A 21,653-nucleotide genomic window follows, 5' to 3' on the forward strand; every position below is an offset into this window, starting at 1 on the left:
CAGTCTTTTGCTGTGCCTGCATCATAAATCGTATGTAATTTTCGATTTCTATGGTAATGGAACCGATATTTTGTTATAATACTGATATGTATATTCAGGAAAGGAGATAGTGCTGACATATGATAACAGGCAAGCAAAGGAGCTATCTGAAAGGTATCGCTCAGGAACTTGAGCCTATGGCAAGTATAGGCAAACTGGGATTGACTTCCAACGTAGTTGATTCCATAGACAAGTACCTGGCAGCGCACGAATTGATCAAGGTCAAGATCCAGGATGGATCTAACCTGAAACCGAAGGACGTATGCGAGGAACTTTCAAATAGACTTCAGGCCGAATTCGTTCAGGCCATAGGCAAGAAATTCGTCCTTTACAGACAGTGCAAGGATAAGAGCAAGAGAACGATAGAATTACCTCAGTAATATGGAGAGAAATATTCTGCTGACAATCGAATACGACGGGACCGGCTTTCACGGCTGGCAGAGACAACCGGAGGTTAGGACAGTTCAGGGCGTTCTTGAAGAAGCTCTGAGCCGGGTCTGCGCTACGCCCATTACTATAGACGGCGTAAGCAGGACCGACGCCGGGGTACACGCCCTGGGACAAAGGGCAACCTTTTCGGGTGACTTCGGGATCCCAGCTGACAGGATACCCATAGCTGTCAACGGACTTCTGTCCGGCACTGACAGGGAGGGGGATCTGCGGATCATTGAATCCAGGCAGGTGCCTTCCGGCTTTCATGCCCGCTTCGATGCCAAGGGAAAGAAATACAGGTATATGATCAGAAATGAAGAGAATATGGCTGTATTTTTGCGCAACTACAGGTATCAGGTGTCGGAAACTCTTGACATGGATGCTATGCGTACGGCCGCGTCATACATAATCGGCGAGCATGATTTTGCTTGCTTTCAGGCTGCCGGCGGAACGCCGAGAGAGACTACAGTGCGCACAGTGACTTCCCTTGATATTTTTCAGGAGGGAGAGCCGGGCGCCAGAGACATATCCATAGAGATCGCCGGAGACGGTTTTCTGTATAATATGGTAAGAATAATCACAGGCACTCTGGTAGAAGTTGGACGGGGGAAGATAGCCCCGGAACAGATGATAAACATACTGGATAGTCACGACAGGGGGACGGCAGGCCATACGGCGCCGCCTCAGGGACTCTATCTGGTTGAAGTATATTATTAACTTTTAAGGTGAAGGAGAGATGCAGATGGCTCATAAAGTTGACGACAGACCTTCCTGGGATGAATATTTCATGGGAATGGCAGAACTTACAGCTAAGCGTTCCACTTGTCTGAGGAGACACGTGGGGGCAGTGATCGTGAAAGACCGGCATATAATCGCAACAGGCTATAACGGAGCTCCGAGAGGGGTTGCCCACTGCAGCGAGATCGGCGGATGCCTGCGGGAAGAGATGAATATACCTTCCGGTGAGAGGCACGAGCTGTGCAGAGCTTTACACGCTGAGCAGAACGCCATTATTCAGGCTGCGACCCTTGGCCAGAGCATTGAAGACGGCGACATCTACATTACCAATCAGCCTTGCGTTATCTGCGCCAAGATGATAATCAACGCAGGAATCAAGAGGATAGTCGTAAGAGACGGATATCCTGATGAGCTGGCGGTCAAGATCCTGGACGAGGCCGGCCTTAAAGTTGTAGAACTTAAGAAATAATCGAAATAGAGGATTATATATGGAAATAACCAAATTGATCATATTCGGCTCCTTTTTTGTAGCCTTTTTTGTAGCACTGGCGACGACGCCTTTTGCTATCAGACTGGCTCCGAAAATAGGCGCTATGGACATACCCAAAGACGAACGGAGGATGCATAAGAAGCCAATGCCGAGATTCGGCGGACTGGCCATATTTGTGGGCGTCACCGTATCCCTTCTGGTGTTCCTTCACGGCAACGAGAAGATCATGGCCGTCATAGTCGGCAGCGTGCTCATATATAGCCTTGGAGTCGTAGATGACCTGAAAAACCTGAATGCTAAACTGAAGTTTTTCTGCGAGGTACTGATAGCCATACTCATGTATTACATGGGACTGCGTATTGAATTCATCGATAACTACTTCGGACCGGGTCTCTGGAGATTCGGAGCCGTAGTCTGCTTCATCGTGACGGTGCTTTGGATCGTTGGGATCACCAATACCATTAACCTTGTAGACGGATTGGACGGACTGGCTGCAGGCATTGCGACTATAGCCTGCCTCAGTGTGGCTTATGTTGCCTACATTCACGGGGATAAATACGGACTTCTCATAGTCTGCGCGGCTATGATGGCAGTTGCCGGCGGAGCCATGGGTTTCCTGCCATACAACTTCTACCCCGCCAAGATATTTATGGGAGACAGTGGCTCCCTGTTCCTGGGCTTTATGATAGCGGCATTGTCCGTAGTGGGGCCATTGAAGAAATCAACGTTGATTGCGGTAGTTATACCGGTACTGGTACTGGGCGTGCCGATTTTCGATACGTTCTTCGCTATAGTGCGGAGGATGGTCAACAAGCGGCCAATCATGGAGGCGGACAAAGGCCATCTTCATCATCATCTCATGGCCTCGGGTTATGGCCAGCGGCGAGCGGTGCTCATGCTCTACGGCATAAGTGCTATTATGGGAATGGCGGCTGTACTGGTAAGCAGAGAATTATATAAGGACTCCTTCGTACTGGTGGGAATAGCGGCAATTTACCTCTATGTTTTCCTGACAGATCCGAACCACAAGATGCCACAGATAAAGGCAGTCAATATCGAGAAGGAAGAGAAGAAAGAAAAGAAGGATGGGCATTAACAATCAGAACACAGTGACCATCGACAACAGAACGTTGCTTGATAAACTGGTGAAAATTGCAATACCGATAGCGATCCAGGGGGTGGTTTCAGCCACCCTCGGTTTAGTTGATAACTTAATGGTAGGGTTCCTTGGAGAAGCCGAGCTGGCAGCCGTAGGCATAGCCACCCAGGTGTACTTCATACACTATCTTTTTTTATTTGGATTCAACAGCGGCACTGCCACATTCATGGCTCAGTTTTACGGAAACGGCGATAAGAAGAATATAAGGAAGGTCCTGGGATTCGATATGGCGGTGGCCCTCTGCATCGGCACACTGTTCTTCATAGTGTCATTTTTCTTTACTGATCAGATACTTCATATATATACTGATGATTCGGTCATAATCGCCATGGCCAGACCCTACGTCAAAATAGGCACTGTGACATATTTCTTCCTGGCTGTGTCAGCACCGCTGGAGACTGCTTTCAAATCCACACAGCAGACCAAGGTGCCTATGATCATAAGCGCAGTGGTTTTCAGCACTAATACCTTTCTGAATTATGTTTTCATTTTCGGCAAATTCGGCGCTCCGGCTATGGGCATCAGCGGCGCGGCTCTGGCAACCTGCATCGCCAGATGCGCAGAGATGGTCATCAGTATGATAGTGGCCAACAGAGGTAATTACGGCCTGGACGGAAAGCTGAAGGATTTCCTGGGATGGGACAGAGAACTCATAGTCAGAGTTGTTAAGAACGCTCTGCCTACCACAGGAAACGAGCTCTTCTGGAGCATCGGCACTTCTATGTATGTGGCGGCCTTTGCCAGGATAGGTACTACGGCCTATGCGTCCTATCAGGCGGCGGCTACCATCAATAACATTTTTTCATTTGCGGCCTTCAGCGTCGGCGACGCCACGCTGATCCTGGTCGGCGCCAAACTGGGTGAGGGGAAAAAAGACTATGCTTACGCTCTGGCCAAGAAGATGCTGAAGATCGGCACTTTGTTCGGCGTCCTGTGCGGTCTCGTAGTAATTGCGGCGGCGTGGCCCCTGGTAAACCTCTTTGCTCTGACTGCTCTGGGCAAGATCTACGCTTTCAGGATACTGGTAGTCTATGGCCTGACTATGGGCCTGAATCTCTTCGCCGGGATCAATATCACCGGTGTTCTGCGAGGAGGCGGAGACACCCGATACGCCATGTTCACCGAAGTGGGATGCATCTGGTCAGTGGCCGTGCCCCTGGCCTTCGCCGCATCACTGTGGTGGCATCTGCCGATTTATATGGCTGTCCTCTGCGTCAGAGGCAACGACCTGGTGGAGAGCATCATACTCTATCATAGATTCAAATCTAAGAAATGGATGAATACGGTCATAACCGGACTGTAAGATCAGTGGGCATCTCCCGCATATGGCTATTTATCCACGAAATATCTGCGCTTTTGATGCGCCACATCATAACTGGAAAATCAACGATTCTTGCACGGGCCGGGCCGCAGGACGTCGGCCGCAAGAATTGCTTTGAAATGATTGCCATTGTGGCACTATCCTTTTTCGAAATCAATGAAACGCAAGAATCGGCCTGATAATTGGACTGATGTGGCGGATATCAGATTTCATAACAGGATCCGTGCAAGAATCAGCCAAATAATTGATCCATTGTGGCGGCCACCGGCCTCAACGGCAGCGTTTCCAATGGCTACGCGCCACATTACTTATGTAATTTCCTTGATTCTTGCGTGAGGCTCCCTAATATTTTGGTGAGACGCCACAGTGCCTTCAATAATCCGAGGATTCTTGCACGCAAGCCCGTCACCTTGATTTGATACGCCACATTGCAATAAAAAAGACAGTGATTCTTGCAGGCAGGCTGGTGAGCAATTCCATCGACCGATTCTTGCACGGACCGGGCCGCAGGCTGGTGAGCAATTCCATCGACCAATTCTTGCAGCCCAACGCCAGCTTATACAAACAGGCTTCCGATATGATAGATTATAAATGCTACGATCCAGGCAACGCCGGTTTGGAAGAGAACTGTCGAGAAGGCGTATTTCCAGCCACCCATTTCTCTTCTGACTGTAGCCAGCGTAGCTACGCACGGCATGTACAGCAGACAGAATGTCAGGAAACAGTAAGCCGACAGAGGCGTGAACATCTGAGACAACATCTGCGCCAGAGTCAGGCCGCTTGTAGCCTTTGTTAAAACGGCCATAGTACTCACCACGGCTTCCTTTGCCGAGAGACCTGTGATCAGCGCCGTCGCCGCCCGCCAGTCGCCGAAGCCCAGAGGCTCGAACACAGGCGACACGAACTTGCCGATAGCGGCCAGCATACTGTGGCTCGGATCGGACACCATAGTCAGGCCCGGACTGAAACTCTGCAGGAACCAGATGACGATAGTCGCGACGAATATTACCGTGAAAGCCTTTTTGATGAAGCCCTTCACGTTTTCCCAAACACGCAGGGCCACGCTTTTGGCCGCCGGGATCCTGTATGGCGGCAGCACCATTACGAACGGTACCGGATCGCCTTGGAACAGGGTTTTGTTAAATATCAAAGCGCAGATTATGGACACCAGTATGCCCGTAATGTACAGGCCGGCCATGACCAGGGTGCCGTTTGTCGGGAAAAACGCGGCGGTTATCATAGCGTACAAAGGCAGCTTGGCGCTGCATGACATGAATGGTATCAGGGTTATGGTCAAGTGACGGTCGCGCTTGCTGGGCAGGGATCTGGTGGCCATGATGGCAGGCACGGAACAGCCGAAACCGATGAGCATAGGCACCAGAGAACGGCCTGACAGACCGATTTTCTCTAGGAGTTTATCCATAACGAAAGCTACTCGCGGCATGTATCCACTGTCTTCCAGAATGGACAGGCAGAAGAACAGAACAGCAATTATGGGCAGGAAGGAAATGACGCTTCCGACTCCTGCACAGACGCCGTTGATCACCAGAGAGTAGACCTCTGTGGAGGCTCCGGCAGACAGCAGACCATTGCCGATCTGTTTGATGACCCAGTCGACGCCAACGGACAGCCAGTCTGACAGCAAGCTTCCCAGGCTGCCGAAGGTCAGCCAGAAAATGAAGACCATTATGCACAGAAAAATTGGGATCGCAAATATACGATTCGTCAGTATTTTGTCTATTTTAATGGCCCGGTCGTGTTGTATCGTAGTGGTGATTTCCTTGGTCACGACTTCCTTGCATACATCTTCCACGAAGGCGTAGCGCATATCGGCCATGGCCGCTTCTCTGTCCGTGTCCATGTGGTGCTCCATGTCTTTGATGATGTCGCGGATGATAGCACTGTCGCCGTCGTCCAGGGAAAGCTGCCTGATGACGGGCTTGTCGCCTTCGACGATCTTGGTAGCACAAAACCTGACGGGCAGGCCGATCTCTCTGGCCGGCTCTTCTATTATATGGCTTATGGAGTGGATGGCCGTGTGTACGTGGCCTTTACAAAAATCTATATTGGTAGGTACCTGATGTTTGTCTGCTGCCTCGATGGCGTAGTGTATCAGGTCGTGAATGCCCCTGTTCTTGGAGGCGGATATAGGAAGGACCGGGATCGTAAGGATCTCGGAAAGTTTGTTCATGTCGATTTCTATGTCGTTGCTGTAGACCTCGTCCATCATATTCAGGGCCAGCACCATAGGTATCTCCAGTTCCATAAGCTGAAGCGTAAGGTACAGATTTCTTTCGAAATTGGTGGCGTCTACTATATTGATGATGACATCGGGTTTGCCCTCCAGAAGTATCTGTCTGTTGGCCATATCGTCTACGGTGTATTCGGACAGGGAGTACATTCCCGGAAGTTCGATGACGTTGGCTCCGTTATGGCCCTTGACGGGGCCTTCTTTGGTCTTGTTTCCGGGCGTCGAGAATACGCCCTGATGCTGCAGTCCGCCTGTCATCTGGTTGTAGAGGGTCGTTAGTCCCGAATTGGGATTGCCGGCCAGAGCGATATTCACATTGAATCTGGCCATTAATTTACCTCCCTGACTGTTACGACGGCGGCTTCATCTTTCCTGATGGAGAGCTCGTAGCCCCGCAAAAAGATCTCTATAGGATCTCCGAAGGGAGCTACCTTCCGGACTCTCACCTCGGTATTAGGGGTGAGGCCCAGATCCAGCAGCCTGCGCCGGAGAGCGCCCTTGCCGCCTACAGTCTCTATTATTGCTTTTTTTCCTTTTTTTAATTCGCTTAATTTCATATTAATAGTATATAACGGTTAGAGGCATCTTACAAGAAGTTTTGGCTATGTTCTCGCGGGGTTATTCCTTAAGAGTTCTTAAGGAATATTAAGTGAAATTGTATACAATCTCATCTGAGAAACAAAATAATATTAAAAAAGATGTTACAACAAACAATAAACACATTGTTCGTGTGTTGGTATTGTGAAAACTCCAAGTTCTTAAGAAGTCTTAATACTTTCTCATATATACTATAAGAGTGTTGAGCATCAGTTTGCTCGACATTTTCATTAGTTAGGAGAAAACACATTTTATGATCAAGAAGATATTCACAGTTTTAATAGCATTAACAATAGTTACTACATCAGCAGGTATGGTGTTCGCTGACGACAGTACCACCAGCGTTGCGACATCGGGAACTGCAACTGCAGAGACGACGACGGGATCTACAGAAACGACAGCTACTGCGGAAGCAGATAATAACGCATCAGCAGAAGCAACGGCCAAGGAGAAAGCAGAAGCCGCTAAGAAAGCAGCGGCTGAGAAGAAGGCCGCTGCCAAGAAGGCTAAAGCCCTTAAGTATAAGAAGGGTCTGGCTTCATACATAAGAGCGGTCAATGGAAATTACAGCAAGGCAGGTTCCATGAAGCTGGCAGGTTATTTCATCAGCTATGGCAAGAAGTACAAGGTCAGCCCTCTGGCACTTATGGCTATGGCTAAGCATGAGAGTGGCTTCAGCGCCAGAGCTCATAATCCGGCAGGATACTACGGAATGATGCAGACCAGCGCAAGCCTGGGCAGAGCTAAGGGATTCAGCAAGAGCGAACTGCTGATAGCCAAGAACAGCATCAAGGTGGCAGCCAGCTATCTGAGGTACAATCTCAAGTATTTCAATTACAACTACTCCAAGGGCATTGCAGGATACTGCTGCGGAACATACGCTGTCAAGACAGGCCACTACAGCAAGACTACATCCAATGCCAGAGTAAGGACTATGAAGAACATCAAGAAATATCTGGCAAGACACAATTACGTTTAAAGAATCAATGACAGGGACCGGCATCGCGCCGGTCTTTTTTTCGGCAAAATCCCTGTTGACATGCTATGAATAAGAAGATATACTATATTTACTAAGTAAGTTTACTAAGTAACAGAAAGGGGACTTGAAACATGAATAATAACATGAAGACTGTTACTTGCTCTTTCGTAATGGACAGGGATGTCTATAACGCATATAAGAGTATAGTTACAGGAAATGGAGAGAACGTTAAAGGGAATATTATAAGATATATGCAGAGTGTTATCGATTATGGAACACCAAATGCTGAAACTATTGAAGCTATGGAAGAAGTAAAAAAGTTAAAAGCTGATCCTGATAAAAAGACATATGGTTCTTTTGCGGAAATAATGAAAGGCATTGATAATGATTAAATACAGGATAGTTCTGACCAGAGCATTCAGGAAAGATTTGAAAACAGCTGTTAAAAGAGGATACAATATCGACCTGTTAGAGTATGTGGTAGATACTCTTTCAGCTGGTGAGCCTTTGCCTGAAAAGTACAATGATCATAACCTGATGGGAAACTACAGAGGGTGCAGAGAGTGCCATATAACCCCGGATTGGCTTCTGATTTACGAAATATCTGATAATGAGTTGATACTGTATCTGACCAGAACAGGTACACATAGTGATCTTTTCTGATAATGACAGGGACCGGCATCGCGCCGGTCTTTTTTTGCTTTGGATATTTGCCATAGACAGAGATAAATGATATAATATATGTTCGTGATTAATACATTTAACAGGAGATGAGGAAATGAAGGTATCAGAAGTAGTTCCGGTCAAATTTGTCGGCGGGAAGATGCTAATACTTGATCAGAGCAAGCTTCCGGGAGAAGAAAAGTACCTGGAAATGGAGACCAAGGAAGATATATATGTGGCCATCAAGAAGCTTAAGGTCAGAGGAGCTCCGGCCATAGGCGTAGCCGCCGCATACGGATTGTATGTATCAACGCGCCACAGCCACGCCAAAACTTTGAAGGAGTTCAGACCTGAGGTGAAAGAAGTGGCAGACTACATAGTCAAGGCCAGGCCAACAGCAGTCAATCTTTCATGGGCCCTTAGCCGCATGATGGACAGGCTGGACACATTCAACGGCGACGTGAGCGATGCCAAACAGATGCTTTTGTCCGAGGCGGATAAGATCAGAGTCGAAGACGAGAACTCGTGTCACAAGATGGGTGAGTACGGGCTCACACTTCTGAAGCCGGGCATGGGTATCCTTACCCACTGCAATGCCGGAACCCTGGCAACAGCCAAGTACGGTACAAGCCTTGCGCCTATTTACCTTGGCACAGAGAAAAACTACGACTTTAAAGTCTTTGCTGATGAGACCAGACCTTTGCTTCAGGGGGCCAGACTGACAGCCTGGGAACTGACCAAGGCGGGAGTGGACGTGACACTCATATGCGACAACATGGCGTCCATAGTCATGAAAAACGGCTGGATAGACGCTGTGGTAGTAGGCTGCGACAGAATGGCAGCCAATGGCGACGGAGCCAACAAGATAGGCACATCAGCAGTGGCCATCCTTGCCAAGGAATACGGCATCCCTTTCTACATGTTCGTGCCTACGTCGACAATAGACTACGACACGAAAACGGGAGACGATATACAGATAGAACTCAGAGACGGAAAAGAGATCTCCGAAATGTGGTATAAACAGCCAATGGCACCACAGGGAGTGAAAACATATAACCCGTCCTTCGACGTGACGCCGGCCAGGTACATTACCGCCGTCATAACTGAAAATGGCATAGTGAGAGCACCTTATGAAGAAAATCTGCTTAAACTTAAGGAAAGAACGGTGAAATAATGGCAGAGGAAAAGAAAAGCTTTCTGGCAAAATACGTTAAAATCATAGTAATATTCGCAGTTATTGCAGGATCGTCATCGGGCATATTCGGCAAGGCTATAAGCGCCGGGTCCATGGCCATAGGATTCTGGAGACTGACATTGGGCGTACCTTTCTTCGCCGTCCCTGTTCTGCTGAACATGAGAGATGAACTTAAGGCAGTGTCCAGGAAGGACCTGATATGGTCTTTCGTGGCAGGCGCATTCCTGTTCGGTCACTTCTTCAGCTGGTATAACGCAGTGAAGATGACAGACATAGCCAGCGCCGTAGTGCTGGCAGCCCTTCATCCGCTGGTGGTACTGCTGGTGACCATATTCATATTCAAGCGTCACGTAGGCAGAAGACCTATCATGGGCATTATCCTGGCTCTGCTGGGCGGAGTGCTGGTGGCCGGCCTTGATTACAGGCACCTGTCCTCAGGCAATTTCAAAGGCGACATACTGGCTTTTGCCGCGGCCGTATTCATGGGCGTATACTTCCTGGTAGGAAATGAAGTCCGCAAAAACGTCGTAGGGCCTGTCTATGTATTCCTTTGCTTCTTCGCATGCTGGGTATGTTTCGCCGTGGGATCCGCGGCCACTCACACACAGCTGCTTGGATACTCAACTAAAGATTATCTGCTCATAGTGCTTCTGACACTGGTATGCCAGATCGGCGCTCACGCAGTATTCAACCTGTGCTTCGGCTATGTTGATTCATTATATGTATCGGCATGGGAGTCAGGCGAGTCGGTATTCGCTATAATACTGAGTTTCATTTTCCTTGGCGAAATACCTACATCATGGGAGCTGCTCGGCGCAGCCATCGTAGTTATCGGTCTGCTGTATTACAACCACTACACGGGCCTAGAGGAAAAAGAGAATGAGCTACAAAGTTAAATTGCCCACCTTTGAGGGGCCTTTCGACCTTCTCGTATATCTCATAGAGGATGCCCAGATGAGCATCTACGATATACAGGTGTCGACCATCACAAGCCAGTATCTGGACTATATCGACAGCATGAACGAGATGAATTTCAATCTTTCATCTGAATTTATGCTGCTGGCGGCGGAACTCATCGAAATCAAATCCAAGATGATGCTGCCGAAATCCGATCTTGATTCAGATCTTCTCAAGGTAGAGGATCCGCGGAGCGATCTGGTGGAAAGGCTGCTGGCATACAAGCGCTGTAAGCATTACAGCCAGCTGCTGAAAGAATGCCAGGAGGATATGGAGGGCGTCTTCGAGAAACCGCAGGAGGACATTTCCTGCTACCTTGATAACCCGGACGAATATCTCAGCCTGGACATTAAGGAGTTTGCCAAGGCCTTCAGTCTCTTTTTGCACAAAAAGCAGAAGATAGAGGAGACGGCCCGGCATTACACTATGGTCGAGCGTGAAAGAGAAACCATGGAAAATCGCATGGCCTACATCAGGACGGCTTTTGAGCGGGAAGAAAAGTCAGGGAATTACGAAATCAGCATCAGAGACCTGGTGCCGAACGCCCGCGACCGCTTCGATGTAGTCGTGACCTTCGTTTCGGTGCTGCAGATGATGCGTTACAGATATCTCGACGCCACACAGCGCGTCACCTACGGAGAAATAACGGTGAAAAAAGGCAAGAAGTCATTTGACGAGGCGCCAATGGAGGTACTAACTGATGACCAGTAAGAAGGTAATAAAGTCAGCATTCGAATCCATGCTCTATGTGTGGGGACAGCTGCTGCCCGCGGGAGATGCCGCGGAAATATTCGATATCAGCAAGGATGAAGCCATCGAGTACTTCGAGGAGCTGGCGGCTGAATACGAGCAGGAGGGCCGTGGTATACTCATACGCAGAGTCAACGATTCCTTCCAGTTCGTCACCAGAGGCGATAACGAGGAATTCGTCAGGAGGCTCTGTACGCCGGTTAAGATCAAGAAGCTGTCTCAGGCGGCACTTGAAGTCCTGGCGATTATTGCTTACAGGCAGCCTGTAACCAAGGGCGAGATAGATTCGATCAGAGGCATCAAGTGTGACAGAGTCATAGAAGGCCTTATGAAGAAGGAATTGATCGAGGATCTCGGCAGGAGCGACGCCGTAGGCAGACCTGTGCTGTACGGCACCACAGATGCATTTCTTAAGAATTTCGGTTTCGAGTCCCTTAAGGACCTGCCGGAAATCGAGAATATAGAGGGTATCATCAATGTAGATGACGATACCGATGATGAAGTAGAAGATGATTCCAGACAGATCACTATTGAAATGGAGGGTGAAGATGTCCGAAATAATTGAAGTAGAATGCCCGAATTGCGGCGAGACCATCAAGGTCAATATGAATGAGTTCGTTGACGTAGTCGAGGATCCTGAGTACAAGGCTCAGATCATAGAGGGGGATTTCTTCCTCAACGAATGTCCCGGCTGCGGTGATGGAGTAATGGTGGAATACCCTGTAATGTACATGGATCCCAGCCGCAAGTTGAATGTATATATGGCGCCGGAGCACGAGGATGACATGCTGGAACAGCTGAACAGTCTGGATGTGCCTGATTCGGATCAGGACGAAGAGGCCGTTTACAGGCTGACATCCTGCGGTCTGCAACTTATGGAGAAGATCCTCATTGCCGAGCGCAACAGAGACGACAGAGTCGTCGAGCTGTATAAGTTCGTTGTCTGGGACGATGTAAAGGAAGACTACCCGGACCTTGAAGAGGGCGACCTTTTGTTCATGTTCGACGACGACGAGGAATACCTGGTAGTGTGGCCTTCAGAAAACGAGGCCGGCGAGAAGCTTACCATACCTTTCGACGACAACCTTTATAATCAGCTGGCTTCAGACTACACAGAGGTCCTGGGTATACCGTCGAACAAGTACGCCGAAGTCGACCAGCGGTGGATAGGCGAGCGCTTTGAAAAGTAATATCATACTCATAGGAATGCCGGCCTGCGGCAAAAGCACTGTCGGCGTTGTACTGGCCAAGACCGTGAACAAAGGCTTCCTGGACACGGACCTTCTCATACAACAAAGGGAAGGCAGGCGCCTTCAGGAGATCATCGATGCCGAGGGAAATGATTATTTTCGCCGTGTTGAAAGGTCGGTGCTGATGGATTTCAAGGGCAGCGGTCAGGTAGTGGCTACAGGCGGCAGCGCCGTTTACTTCGACGATGCCATGGAACATTTCCGACGTGACGGCGTAGTTGTTTATCTGAAGGTTTCGCCTGAGAACATTCTGGATAGAATGAGCAATATCAGGACCAGAGGCATTTCCATGGACAAAGGACAGACTATAGAAGAGCTTTACCTGGAGCGGGCGCCGTTGTACGAAAAATACGCCGACATTACTGTCGACGCAGATGGCTGCACAGTGGAGCAGGTCATAGAAAAAATAGTTTATTCCAGCAGTTTCTTAATATAGTACCTGTTTAAAAGCCGCTGATGAAATGACGTCACGATTTGAAGCAACTGAATAAAATGTTCTTTGATTGTTACAACTAATTTCAACACAGTTACAATCATCAGGAAGCAGAATGCAAGTGTGGGGAATAAACGGCAGTCAAGTGCTCAGCCGATATGACTGCAGGCGCCTATGAAATATCTATATGGTATATTGAAGCGTCAGCATCGTTGCCGGTAATGGCCTTGAAGGCGGTGGTATAGTCGGAGAGCTGCTTCTGATGCTTTTGGTTGATGTCTTCGGTATCCGCATCAGTTTTATAGTCTATTATGTGCCAGGCGTTGCACTTCGGATATACTACATCGATTACACCGTTAAGTATCACGGCGTTCTCTTGAGCTAAGCAGAAGGGGAGTTCGCAGAAGACCTCATCTGCGGCCAGCAGTTCTGTGAGAATATCATGGGGCACGGAGCCCTGCTGCGGGTAACCGCCGCTCCTGGTAGTTTTTGCCACTTTTCTCAGGAGGTCTGTGTAATAGCTATCGTCTGTTCCGTAGTCATTTGAAATCTCTTTTATCAATAGTTCTACATCGACAGTGTTGGCGGAAGAAACCAGAACCTCCATTAGCCTGTGCACTATGGTTCCGGTCAGGGCCGGATCATGGCGCAGGTTCCTGTTTTCAGGCGAAGCTTTGCTCATGAGCGGCGTATCGCTGGGACGGTCTATGGTGTAACTAGGCGCAAAAGGCGCATTATTGAATAATACGCATTCTTTAGTTGCCTTCTTATAGAGATCGTCGGAATCCACGATTATTTCTTCTACAGCTTCAATTTGTTGTTTCTTTACCAGGTCGTAGATATCTCTTTCTGTGGATCGGAGAAGGGGAGACCACATGCTGCCTTCGTACGGCGTCCCATCGGATTTGATACAATCGGCAATAATAAGCGCGTTAGCGGCCCTGGTTGCAGCAACATAAATAAGCCTGTCATTTTCCCTATGCAGTGCGCTTTCCTCTTTGATTTTCTCTGATGGGAATGAGTTGCTTTTCAGTGTGTTGATCTTAAATATCCATCCCTGTGGGGCCTTATCTGTATAATTTGTTCTGTAGTCTGCGTGTAGCCGTCTTTCAGCAGGATCTGCCAGGATCACGACAGGCGCTTCCAGGCCTTTGACTTTATGAAGATTTGCTATGAGGACCCTGTTTGTATCCGGAAGGAGTTGGAGACAGCGTTCTTCACCGGAGTCATTACTGATAAGGCTATGCAGAAATTCCGCGCCTTGTCTGATTGATGTAACATCGCCGGATATTTCCGCGCTGCGTAGCAACTCAAGAGCGAAGAATACATACTCCGCATTATGTGTGCCTGTGCAGGCGAATATACGATTCTCCTCGAGAAGCATAGTAAACACCGCGGCCGGCGATATAGTGAGCGCCATTGCGTGGTAATCCCCCAGGCTATCCTTTGTTATATCACAAGCGGAAAGATAGCACGCCGCGAAGAGATTTTTCTTATCAAAGGGATCGGCAACAGCTGACATGAGATGTGAAACAGCAATCAGGGCCGGGCATTGACCAAACAATACTTCGCCTTCGATCCTGAAGGGTATGCCAGTATCGGAAAGGGCGTTCATATATTCAGAAAGGTGCCCTTTACCAGGCGTGATCACCATGAAATCCCTATACTCAAGTTTCCTGGGAAGACTTGCTACGCTGTTTCTATCCTTATCCTGGATGGTCATGGCGGGATCATTCATGATGTCTGATATTATTCCTGCTACAACAGAAGGATCAGAGTTATTCTCTCTTTTATAGGAGTAGGTGACCCTGTATTTATAAGCGCCGCTCAGAGTGGCGGAGCAGGGCGATTCTTTCATCAGGGGTATCGGATCGAACTTGCTTTGGTTGGCGTTATTATCAGGAAGCAAGTCTGTGAATACATCGTTGAACCAGGCGCACATAGTATCTGACGACCTGTAATTACGTGTCAGATGTAAAACTTCACCGACAGATGGATCATCAAACAGCGTCCGTACTTTTTGGAATGAAGTTATGTCTGCGCTTCAGAATCTGTAAATAGATTGCTTAGGGTCGCCGACAATGAAAAGTGAGCCGGGCCTTGGCTGGCATTTCTCCCAGTCGGCCACAGGCTTCTGCCCCGTAAGATAGAAAAAAATCTCCGCCTGCATTGGATTCGTATCCTGGAATTCATCTATCAGAAAATAGCTGTGTCTCTCATATATGTGGTGAATAAGCTTCCCGTCGTCGGTCGCGTCCTTCTTCAGAAGGTCACGCAGACAGATAAGATAATCGGAGAATGTCATAGCACCTTCACTTCTCAGAGTTGCTGAAATTTCTGGCATTGCAGGAACTACAAAATCCATGAGAACCGAAAATCGATACCCATCTAATTTATTCAGCATAAGCGGATCTTCATCACTGTTGATTTCATACCAGGTGAGTTTGTTTCTGGTCAGGTGAGGGCTGAGGAAATGCTCATGGTTTATCCCAAGCGTTGCAGGATCGAATTCGGGTATTACCTTGAGCCCTTGCAGTTGCTTCAAAGCATATACCACTGATTCCAGGTTGTAATTCCATGACGAGAAGATAGTACGGGAGTTCTCCCTCAGGTATGTCCATGCTGCTATGGAGTTTTTGTTTCTATCATAACTGAGCTCCTCATGGTCTGAAAGATATTGCAGAAACTCTATAAGTTCTGTGCGCTGGCTCCCAAATGCTATATCTGGTTTGGATGCCGGTGGCTTCTGATATTTGAAATCAACATTAGCATTTGACGAGATGATCCTCACGGTGCCTTGGAAAAAATCTTCTGCATTGAAGAAGTAGCCATTCAGACGCGCACACTTCTTCTGCAGATCATCACTGTAGTCTCCGCTTTGAATACGTGAATATACGCGGCGGTATTTGGCCGTGATGCTTGTGTCATCCAGTACTGCCGCATCCGAAGGGATACCGGCTTCCGCTGGATGTTCTGATATTACCATGTTACAAAAAGAATCGATCGTACCCATGAAGCATAGGTCAATGTCTTTCACAGCTGCCCTGGCATATTCGGAATCGGACTCCGAAAGTTTCTTCTGGAATCTGGCGTAGAATTCGCCTGCGGCCGCTTTCGTAAAAGTGATGGCGCAGATCTTTCCAATATCTATGCCGCCTTCCACCATGGCTACCATGCGGTCTACCAGCATACTTGTCTTTCCAGAACCCGCGCCGGCTTCAACGAAATAATTCGAGTGTATATTTTCACGTATCTTAGCGCGTGATGCCTTATCTCCGTCATTGTTAATCATTCTCTGTATCCTCCGGCCATATGTATATATCCGACATCTGGCAGTAATTGCAGTTGTTATCACTGGCTCTGCGAGGGAAATCGTTGCCACTTACAGCAGCCGCGAATTCTTCCATTTTCTTATCCAAAGCTGTTCTCATTAAATCATCATACCTGCATGGTATGGTCAGACCATTACGCAGATATCTGTATTCGCAACGATCTACGGGTATACCCTTCTGTTCGCATAGCCATGCGTAGATTACTATCTGCAGGCAGGTGTCGATGTCATCCTTAACATGGTCCATTTTTCTTTTTGTCTTGAAATCCACAATCAGATATTTTCCATCTTTATCTTTTTCAACTCTGTCGGGGTATCCGTGAAGGCTCACGCCGCTGGGGTGAACATGCATATACTTATCTTCTGCAGAAACCACCACATTGCCCGGATCCTGCCGAAATGCCGACTCCATCATCTCCAGAAAATCTTCTTTTGCTTTAGCTGCGTCATCTGCGTGCAGCGGCGGCCTTTGTACAAGTCTGTCATCGAAGGCATTCTCGCACGCGTCGAGAAATTCCGACTTCGTCATTTTTGCCGAGGCGAGATACTCCATCAATGAATGCGCAAGGATTCCGATATCGGCAGGGCCGAGTACTGTAAATGGGTCATCTGTTTCGTTCTCAGGTATGCCGGCGATATATTTCAGGTAGAACCGTCGTGGACACTGAAAGAATACATCCAAATCCGACGGTGACCATTTGCGGTCTAGGATTCCGTCCGTGCCGGGCATGGTTGCGTAAACAGGCGCAAAAGATGTCATGCGGCCTTCGTTGTATGCCTTGGCCATATATCTGACATTGGACAGTTTGTCATCGAAGTATTGTACGTGTTTGATGGCATTATTGAAATCGTCCATTGTACATTTAGGGTGTTCGAGTTCATAATATGTGAAAAGAACGGAAGATGGATTATGTTCCTTCAGCTCTGACAGGTCGTACCCTGAATATGACAGCCTTGGACTGATGCCGAGACTGGAAGCCAGTGACAAAAGGTCGGTCAGGCTTTGCTTATTTTGCTTAATATGATTTCCCGATGTCGGCGCGGTAGAACTGTCTGCAAATGTAGTTAGCTCATCGTCCAGCAGCAGGTGGTTTTCTGCTGGCGTTCCCGGGAATTCGTCCGCTGACAATCCGCACACAAAGAGATGCTCTCGCAGTGATGAAATGGCGCCGGTGATGGACGTAATGTGGAGAGAGCCTTCCTTGCTGACTTCTGAGCCTATGGATTCCCTGAGAATGTCAGGTGTTATGTCGCTTACATCAGCATTCGGAGCATACATGGTATATGTACTGATCAAATCGGTAATTACGCTGACTGCAGATATATCCATCCGCACGAAGGGTCCTTGCCGGATGGCAGAATACTTTCGAATAAATCCCGTAATGCCTGACTCGAATAGGCATCCGACTTTATTAAGAATATCCGGCCCGCCGCAGGCGTTGATTTTTGCAACATTCGTTTTGTTGTCAAAAGATAAACGCAGATTGCCTGCCATCTTCACTATGCTTTCGATATGAGCTCTGTCGAGTGGGTAGTCGGGGCCCAGTTCCTTTGCCAGGGCCTTTCGGTTGAAGGACTCAGAAAGAAAAATGTTCCGCAGTGCGTCTATGCCATGATATCCGTCAGTATCCCATAGATGTATCAATTGCAATAATCTGGCCGGTTCGGAATTGGTGATGGCGATTCCTGATCCGTATGTAACGGGGATATTATAATTACGAGATATGTCGAATAATATTTGGGAATATGCTAAAGAATCTGCGCAGGCTATGGTGCATTTATCAAGTGGGATATTGTTTTCAAGTATTTCAGTGATGACATGTTCCACTTCATTTACAGCGCCGTAACAGTTTGTGTATGTCAGATCTTTAATAGATTTCTGATTTACCTGGAACAGGTCAGCGATGCTGAGCTCGGACGCGCGGCCCGAAGACAGCTGAAGAATGAGTTCCTTCTCAAGGGGAGTCAGAGGGAACTCTCGGATGTATATAAAATCCGCATCAAAGGGACTGGCTGTTTCCATGGCTCTTCTGATAAGACTGATACTGTCAATCTTACGGGATTCTTCATATGTAGAAATGTATCTGTCATAAACTTCTGCAATGGCAGTATTCTTATGGCGGAAAACACTTTTGGAAAGGTATGTGTGGATCGTAGATGCTTCCTCGCTGGTAACCAGACTGCGTATATCGTAAAGGGCCGCAGAGAGCTTCTCTGCATCCACATATGATGCAGCCGAGAAGTAGGGTATATCATTTAAAAAGGAACTGATGACAGAAGGCTCCTCCTGCCTCGTGAGGAATTCTTCCGTAGTAGATATTCCAAAACGTTCCAGCGCTGCTTCAGAAAGTTCAACAGCGTTCATGAAACGGGTGCCGATCGTATTGACTCCGAATCTTGCCAGAGTGCGTAACATCTCAGTTTCGCCTATGCCCGGCGCAAGGATAATTCTTTCTCGCATAATGATACTCCTTTGAATGAGCGTAGCTAATATACCTGTATTGTAGCACATTTAAAAAAATTCAAAAGCGGCAGCTATGATCTCCTCAATAGCATGGACTATTACTGGTGGATTGCATAAAAACGATAGTGCAGCTCTATTTATATTTATACCCTATATAGTGTGCGGACCAAGATATGGGAATTTATGGGATGAAAATCTGTTATTTTATGGAATTTATCTGTATTTTTTTTGGAAAGCCACCCACAAAAAAGAGGGATTTACGATTTTAAAATCCATTATATAGGGAGGGGCACTGTTTGATATTATGATAAGGTAAGGTAGATGAGACAGGAGGTACTATCATGAAGAAGGAAACAAAAACTCTTACAATAACTCTTATACTATCGATTCTGGATATTTTATTGACCATAATCGTAGAGGAGTTAAATTATCTTGAGGATCTTAAATATAGACATTATTAAGTACAACAAATGTCTGGAAAGGAGACCAGTTTATGAATACAAGAGATAATATGATGCGAGTAGAATTGCATTGCCGCACTATATGCGGCGAGAAAGATGGCGCTATCAGTGTCAATGAGTTGATAAGACATGCCATAAAGAACAGGGTAACAGCAGTCGCCATCACTAACCATGCTTCAGTCAGCGATTTCCCCAGAGTCTGTCGAATGCAACAGAAGTATTACAATAAAGGGAAATTTGTTAAAGTCATATATGGCATAGAGGCAAATATAGCTGACGATTCTACTTCAGCCCCTCCGTCAGTGTGGCCTGTATTTCACGCAACGATACTCATTTCTAAAGAGGAAGGCAGAAAGAATCTGTACGCGCTCATATCAGATTCTGCGACTAAGTACCTGGATGAGGGCCAGCGGATAATCCCTAAAAGCGAATTGAATAAGAAGCGGGAAGGCCTGCTGGTGGGCTCCGGTTGCTCAAAAGGGGAGATGTATCAGGCAATGCTCAGGGGTGTTGATAAGCAGGAGATTGATAACATCGCAGGGTTTTATGATTATCTGGAGGTACAACCGCCGAAGAATGATATGAAGGATGTTGAAGGCCCTGAGAGAATCAAAGAGATCATCAGGATGATCACGGAATCAGGTGATCGATGCGGGATACCTGTCGTTGCTACCGGAGATGTGCATTCATTACATTTACAATCTACTGAGGGGATGCTGGATGCGTTTTCTTTCCTGGGTGAGGATAAAGCCGATGAAATCGTTATATGTAATTCGAATAAGATAGCTGAAGCGTGCGATATAATACAGCCTGTTGCGGATATAGTGGATTCACCGGTAATACCAGGAAGCGAGAAGTACAAAGAGGGCATTGACTATGATTCAGCCATAGAAGACGCGGATACGCCAATGGTAAGAGAGCTTGCCTGGAAAGCCGCTCATGAGATGTACGGCGATGTTTTGCCTGACTTTATCGAGGACAGACTAGCGAAAGAGCTTGGATGCATGATATTTCAGTGCAGTGAGAAGTCGTTCCTGATTGCCGCAATGATCGCAGAGAAATCAAGGGAGCTGGGATATCATATGGGCTATCGTGGCTGTCTGGGGGCGAGTCTGATCGCTTATTTTCTCGGCATCACTGATGTAAACCCGTCAAAGCCTCATTACCATTGCCCGGATTGTCACCATACTGATGACCGTTATATTGCCACTCGAGGCATATGCCTCGACTTAGTCAGCAGACTTTGTCCGGATTGTAAAAAACCTATGGAGAAAATCGGATTTAATATCCCCTATCAGACATTGTTCAGGGAAGATGGGGGACGCGCTCTGGACATGGAGCTCACCGTTGCTCCTGAGATATACGATGAAATAATTACTTACCTTGAGGAAGCCTTTGGTAAAGGGAATGTATGTCAAAGCAGTACTATGGTTGTTTCAGACGATAACGCGAACGTCTGGTATAAGGATCCTCGTATAGCTAAATTGATTGTGCTCGGAAAGAATGTAGATATAAATGAGATCACGCCTGTTACAGGTTATGATGAACTCTCATCGCTTCCGGTAATGGAGTTCCGCGATACCGATCTGCCCAGATCCACCGTAAGGTTTGGCTTGATCTGCGATTCAGCATTATCATATCCCGCTGCTGAACATGAACAAGTAAGCGGACGTGTTTCCAAGATCATAAACGAGTATGATCCTCAGACTTTTGCGGGGGCTTTCGCGGCCTGCGCCCTGGCTCATGATTCAGGGGCATGGGAGAATAACGCCCAGGAACTTCTGGATTCCGGAGAAGCCACGCTGGAAACTGTTATTTCGACCAGAGATGATGTGTTTAATGATATAGTCCGCGAAGCTGATATAAGCTGCATCAAGGGGCTTGATGCATATGCGGGGATAGAGGACTATGTGGATATGGAGGATGTAGCTGCCAGCATAATGGAAGTCGTGTTCAAAGGGCTGCCTCTTACGCCGGACATGAAGGAGATAGTCAGACGTTCCAAATTGCCTGAATGGTATCTCAGGTCACTGGAGAATATCGAATTCTTATTCCCTAAGGCTCACATAATCGAAGGGTATGCGCCATATTTGAAATATCGCAGAGAACATAATGAAGACAAGAGCTTCAAATAGGAGGATAG

The 21,653-nt window shown here is 47.5% G+C and carries 20 protein-coding genes; 15 read left to right on the plus strand and 5 right to left on the minus strand.

Annotation, left to right across the window (positions count from 1 at the left end; genetic code table 11):
- Positions 1-119: 119 nt before the first annotated feature.
- From yhbY to EV211_RS00255, 5 genes are read left to right on the plus strand one after another with little or no spacing between them, the layout of a single operon-like run.
- Complete coding sequence (gene yhbY, locus EV211_RS00235) at positions 120-419, plus strand: ribosome assembly RNA-binding protein YhbY (protein ID WP_133527421.1); 300 nt, start codon at positions 120-122, stop codon at positions 417-419.
- Position 420: 1 nt separating this feature from the next.
- Positions 421-1,188 carry a tRNA pseudouridine(38-40) synthase TruA gene (gene truA, locus EV211_RS00240; RefSeq protein ID WP_133527422.1) on the plus strand — a complete coding sequence of 256 codons (768 nt, stop codon included), beginning with the start codon at positions 421-423 and terminating at the stop codon, positions 1,186-1,188.
- Between the two features lie 25 nt (positions 1,189-1,213).
- Positions 1,214-1,678, plus strand: coding sequence for a deoxycytidylate deaminase (locus EV211_RS00245; protein ID WP_133527423.1), 465 nt, complete (start codon positions 1,214-1,216; stop codon positions 1,676-1,678).
- A 19-nt stretch (positions 1,679-1,697) separates the two neighbouring features.
- Positions 1,698-2,795, plus strand: a complete 1,098-nt coding sequence (locus tag EV211_RS00250; RefSeq protein WP_133527424.1) for a glycosyltransferase family 4 protein — start codon at positions 1,698-1,700, stop codon at positions 2,793-2,795.
- Entirely contained in the window at positions 2,785-4,161 is a 1,377-nt protein-coding gene (locus tag EV211_RS00255; RefSeq protein ID WP_133527425.1) for an MATE family efflux transporter, read from the plus strand. The genes EV211_RS00250 and EV211_RS00255 overlap by 11 nt, the downstream gene beginning before the upstream one ends.
- 574 nt (positions 4,162-4,735) lie before the next feature.
- Here the strand turns inward: EV211_RS00255 and feoB are convergent.
- Positions 4,736-6,760, minus strand: coding sequence for a ferrous iron transport protein B (feoB, locus tag EV211_RS00260; protein ID WP_133527426.1), 2,025 nt, complete (start codon positions 6,758-6,760; stop codon positions 4,736-4,738).
- Entirely contained in the window at positions 6,760-6,987 is a 228-nt protein-coding gene (locus EV211_RS00265) for a FeoA family protein (RefSeq protein ID WP_133527427.1), read from the minus strand. The genes feoB and EV211_RS00265 overlap by 1 nt, the downstream gene beginning before the upstream one ends.
- Positions 6,988-7,280: 293 nt before the next feature.
- Between EV211_RS00265 and EV211_RS00270 the strand changes: the two genes are divergently transcribed.
- The 9 genes from EV211_RS00270 to EV211_RS00310 all read left to right on the plus strand — a co-directional run bounded on the left by EV211_RS00270 (position 7,281) and on the right by EV211_RS00310 (position 13,257).
- A complete protein-coding gene (locus tag EV211_RS00270; RefSeq protein WP_133527428.1) occupies positions 7,281-8,006 on the plus strand; it encodes a transglycosylase SLT domain-containing protein in 726 nt (241 codons plus the stop codon).
- Positions 8,007-8,137: 131 nt separating this feature from the next.
- A complete protein-coding gene (locus EV211_RS00275) occupies positions 8,138-8,398 on the plus strand; it encodes a hypothetical protein (RefSeq protein WP_133527429.1) in 261 nt (86 codons plus the stop codon).
- Positions 8,391-8,669 carry a type II toxin-antitoxin system YafQ family toxin gene (locus EV211_RS00280; protein WP_133527430.1) on the plus strand — a complete coding sequence of 93 codons (279 nt, stop codon included), beginning with the start codon at positions 8,391-8,393 and terminating at the stop codon, positions 8,667-8,669. Before EV211_RS00275 ends, EV211_RS00280 begins: the two co-directional genes overlap by 8 nt.
- A gap of 115 nt (positions 8,670-8,784) precedes the next feature.
- The gene (gene mtnA, locus EV211_RS00285; RefSeq protein WP_133527431.1) at positions 8,785-9,843 is read left to right on the plus strand and encodes an S-methyl-5-thioribose-1-phosphate isomerase; all 1,059 of its coding nucleotides are present in this window, start codon (positions 8,785-8,787) and stop codon (positions 9,841-9,843) included.
- Positions 9,843-10,760, plus strand: a complete 918-nt coding sequence (locus EV211_RS00290; RefSeq protein ID WP_133527432.1) for a DMT family transporter — start codon at positions 9,843-9,845, stop codon at positions 10,758-10,760. The genes mtnA and EV211_RS00290 overlap by 1 nt, the downstream gene beginning before the upstream one ends.
- Complete coding sequence (locus tag EV211_RS00295; RefSeq protein ID WP_133527433.1) at positions 10,744-11,532, plus strand: segregation and condensation protein A; 789 nt, start codon at positions 10,744-10,746, stop codon at positions 11,530-11,532. The genes EV211_RS00290 and EV211_RS00295 overlap by 17 nt, the downstream gene beginning before the upstream one ends.
- Positions 11,522-12,136 carry an SMC-Scp complex subunit ScpB gene (gene scpB, locus EV211_RS00300; RefSeq protein WP_133527434.1) on the plus strand — a complete coding sequence of 205 codons (615 nt, stop codon included), beginning with the start codon at positions 11,522-11,524 and terminating at the stop codon, positions 12,134-12,136. Before EV211_RS00295 ends, scpB begins: the two co-directional genes overlap by 11 nt.
- On the plus strand, positions 12,120-12,761 hold the full coding sequence (locus EV211_RS00305; RefSeq protein WP_166635312.1) for a CpXC domain-containing protein: 642 nt from the start codon (positions 12,120-12,122) through the stop codon (positions 12,759-12,761). The genes scpB and EV211_RS00305 overlap by 17 nt, the downstream gene beginning before the upstream one ends.
- The gene (locus tag EV211_RS00310) at positions 12,751-13,257 is read left to right on the plus strand and encodes a shikimate kinase (protein WP_243108517.1); all 507 of its coding nucleotides are present in this window, start codon (positions 12,751-12,753) and stop codon (positions 13,255-13,257) included. The genes EV211_RS00305 and EV211_RS00310 overlap by 11 nt, the downstream gene beginning before the upstream one ends.
- A 169-nt stretch (positions 13,258-13,426) precedes the next feature.
- Here EV211_RS00310 and EV211_RS00315 read toward each other — a convergent pair whose 3' ends face one another.
- The 3 genes from EV211_RS00315 to EV211_RS00325 all read right to left on the minus strand — a co-directional run bounded on the left by EV211_RS00315 (position 13,427) and on the right by EV211_RS00325 (position 19,046).
- Entirely contained in the window at positions 13,427-15,196 is a 1,770-nt protein-coding gene (locus tag EV211_RS00315) for a 3'-5' exonuclease (protein ID WP_133527436.1), read from the minus strand.
- 102 nt (positions 15,197-15,298) lie between these two features.
- Positions 15,299-16,546, minus strand: a complete 1,248-nt coding sequence (locus EV211_RS00320) for a UvrD-helicase domain-containing protein (RefSeq protein WP_133527437.1) — start codon at positions 16,544-16,546, stop codon at positions 15,299-15,301.
- Positions 16,539-19,046, minus strand: coding sequence for a PD-(D/E)XK nuclease family protein (locus EV211_RS00325; RefSeq protein ID WP_166635313.1), 2,508 nt, complete (start codon positions 19,044-19,046; stop codon positions 16,539-16,541). The genes EV211_RS00320 and EV211_RS00325 overlap by 8 nt, the downstream gene beginning before the upstream one ends.
- A gap of 496 nt (positions 19,047-19,542) precedes the next feature.
- Here EV211_RS00325 and EV211_RS00330 point away from each other — a divergent pair, with 496 nt between their 5' ends.
- The gene (locus EV211_RS00330) at positions 19,543-21,645 is read left to right on the plus strand and encodes a PHP domain-containing protein (RefSeq protein ID WP_133527439.1); all 2,103 of its coding nucleotides are present in this window, start codon (positions 19,543-19,545) and stop codon (positions 21,643-21,645) included.
- The last annotated feature ends 8 nt before the right edge of the window (positions 21,646-21,653 follow it).

It is taken from the genome of Aminicella lysinilytica, assembly GCF_004362975.1.
Taxonomy (GTDB): domain Bacteria; phylum Bacillota; class Clostridia; order Peptostreptococcales; family Anaerovoracaceae; genus Aminicella; species Aminicella lysinilytica.

Bases quoted from the DNA above. Each gene is read 5' to 3' on its own strand.
- EV211_RS00270 (WP_133527428.1), top strand. From the start codon at position 7,281: ATGATCAAGAAGATATTCACAGTTTTAATAGCATTAACAATAGTTACT.
- EV211_RS00290 (WP_133527432.1), top strand. From the start codon at position 9,843: ATGGCAGAGGAAAAGAAAAGCTTTCTGGCAAAATACGTTAAAATCATA.
- EV211_RS00330 (WP_133527439.1), top strand. From the start codon at position 19,543: ATGAATACAAGAGATAATATGATGCGAGTAGAATTGCATTGCCGCACT.
- EV211_RS00250 (WP_133527424.1), top strand. From the start codon at position 1,698: ATGGAAATAACCAAATTGATCATATTCGGCTCCTTTTTTGTAGCCTTT.
- EV211_RS00320 (WP_133527437.1), bottom strand. From the start codon at position 16,546: ATGATTAACAATGACGGAGATAAGGCATCACGCGCTAAGATACGTGAA.
- EV211_RS00280 (WP_133527430.1), top strand. From the start codon at position 8,391: ATGATTAAATACAGGATAGTTCTGACCAGAGCATTCAGGAAAGATTTG.
- EV211_RS00295 (WP_133527433.1), top strand. From the start codon at position 10,744: ATGAGCTACAAAGTTAAATTGCCCACCTTTGAGGGGCCTTTCGACCTT.
- EV211_RS00315 (WP_133527436.1), bottom strand. From the start codon at position 15,196: ATGTGCGCCTGGTTCAACGATGTATTCACAGACTTGCTTCCTGATAAT.
- EV211_RS00305 (WP_166635312.1), top strand. From the start codon at position 12,120: ATGTCCGAAATAATTGAAGTAGAATGCCCGAATTGCGGCGAGACCATC.
- EV211_RS00265 (WP_133527427.1), bottom strand. From the start codon at position 6,987: ATGAAATTAAGCGAATTAAAAAAAGGAAAAAAAGCAATAATAGAGACT.
- scpB (WP_133527434.1), top strand. From the start codon at position 11,522: ATGACCAGTAAGAAGGTAATAAAGTCAGCATTCGAATCCATGCTCTAT.
- truA (WP_133527422.1), top strand. From the start codon at position 421: ATGGAGAGAAATATTCTGCTGACAATCGAATACGACGGGACCGGCTTT.
- mtnA (WP_133527431.1), top strand. From the start codon at position 8,785: ATGAAGGTATCAGAAGTAGTTCCGGTCAAATTTGTCGGCGGGAAGATG.
- EV211_RS00245 (WP_133527423.1), top strand. From the start codon at position 1,214: ATGGCTCATAAAGTTGACGACAGACCTTCCTGGGATGAATATTTCATG.
- EV211_RS00325 (WP_166635313.1), bottom strand. From the start codon at position 19,046: ATGCGAGAAAGAATTATCCTTGCGCCGGGCATAGGCGAAACTGAGATG.
- yhbY (WP_133527421.1), top strand. From the start codon at position 120: ATGATAACAGGCAAGCAAAGGAGCTATCTGAAAGGTATCGCTCAGGAA.
- feoB (WP_133527426.1), bottom strand. From the start codon at position 6,760: ATGGCCAGATTCAATGTGAATATCGCTCTGGCCGGCAATCCCAATTCG.
- EV211_RS00255 (WP_133527425.1), top strand. From the start codon at position 2,785: ATGGGCATTAACAATCAGAACACAGTGACCATCGACAACAGAACGTTG.
- EV211_RS00275 (WP_133527429.1), top strand. From the start codon at position 8,138: ATGAATAATAACATGAAGACTGTTACTTGCTCTTTCGTAATGGACAGG.